Raw genomic sequence first — 1,226 nt, forward strand, 5'->3', positions numbered from 1 at the left:
CAAGCATAGTACAATGGTCAGTATACAAGCTTCCCAAGCTTGGGATGCGGGTTCGATTCCCGTTGCTTGCTCCAAATAGCTGAGCAGACGTTTTGCCACGTCTGCTTTTTCTGTATTCGGTTATTGATTTTTTACAGATTTTATAGTATAATTAGGATTGTAAAAATAATTGCTATCAATAACTTGGTTGGACTTTAGCACGTTCACTTCGTGCAGGCGATGTGCTTGTTCTCAGCAATGGTGAACTTGTAACAGTTGAATGGGTTCAGCACGAAATTCTTGAATCACCTATCAAGGTTTATAATTTTGAGGTTGAGGATTTCCATACTTACTTTGTGGGCGAAAATGGTGTTTTTGTTCATAATGGGTGTGGGGATGAAGTTGGCTTCAGGGATATGATGTCTCCTGAGGATGCTGCAAGATATGATGATTACTGGTATAATGTAGGAACCTCAAAAGCAATCGAGGCAAGGGATGCTAAATTAAAAGAAATAGATACATGGAGTAATACCAAAAGAAATGACATAACTACAGTTGTTGGAGCGGTGGATCTGGATACTGGTAATGTGGCGGTTGGAGTAAAAAGTTCTAAGAGATATGGAGGACAAACTGTAAATGGAAAACCTATATGCGCAGAGGATTTAGCTGTTCAACAGTTAGGTGGTAATAAATCCAGTATTGTTATGACAAGTGCTATACGTCCCAGAACAGGTAATACAGTGCCTGTGTGTGTAAATTGTCAAAGTATTTATAGTAAAAATCAATTTATGAATGGGGTGGATTTTCAATAATGAAAGACAAAAAATGGTGTATGGATTTTTCTAATAGTGAAATCCAAAAATTCATAATAGATAAATTGGAGTATAACGTTGACTGCAAATATATTGTTGATGATAATTATGTAACTGAAAACTGTAAGAAAGACTTTGAATATATTACTTTTGATGGTGAAAAGCAGGAGTTTTATATTAGTTTTCTTAAATGTCAAACATCTATATTTTTTCGAAATAGTGAAATAATGTTTATTGATGACAACGAAAAGAATAATTACACAATCAGCGATGTATATGGAAATATTGTTTATGAGGGTAAATTAAATAATTTATCTCACGAGCAATTATTAACTATGTTTTGCAAATTTATAGATCTGCTTTATAGAGCAGAAAATATAGAAGTTATTCAAGAACTGTTGCCAAAGCAAGACGGGAGCTATCCTAAGTATAATT

1 protein-coding gene and 1 pseudogene are annotated in these 1,226 nt (G+C 34.3%); both read left to right on the top strand.

Translation table 11 applies throughout. The annotated features are described in order from the left end of the window. Nucleotides 1-197 precede the first annotated feature (197 nt). Nucleotides 198-791, top strand: a pseudogene (locus AB5Z01_RS13750) (polymorphic toxin-type HINT domain-containing protein); the annotation flags it as partial. Further along, on the top strand, nucleotides 791-1,226 hold a 436-nt coding region (locus AB5Z01_RS13755; RefSeq protein WP_368365625.1), incomplete at its 3' end, for a hypothetical protein. The pseudogene AB5Z01_RS13750 and the gene AB5Z01_RS13755, both read left to right, overlap by 1 nt.

The organism is Ruminococcus sp. RTP21359st1_H3_RTP21359_211015 (genome assembly GCF_040909065.1).
GTDB lineage: Bacteria > Bacillota > Clostridia > Oscillospirales > Ruminococcaceae > Hominimerdicola > Hominimerdicola aceti.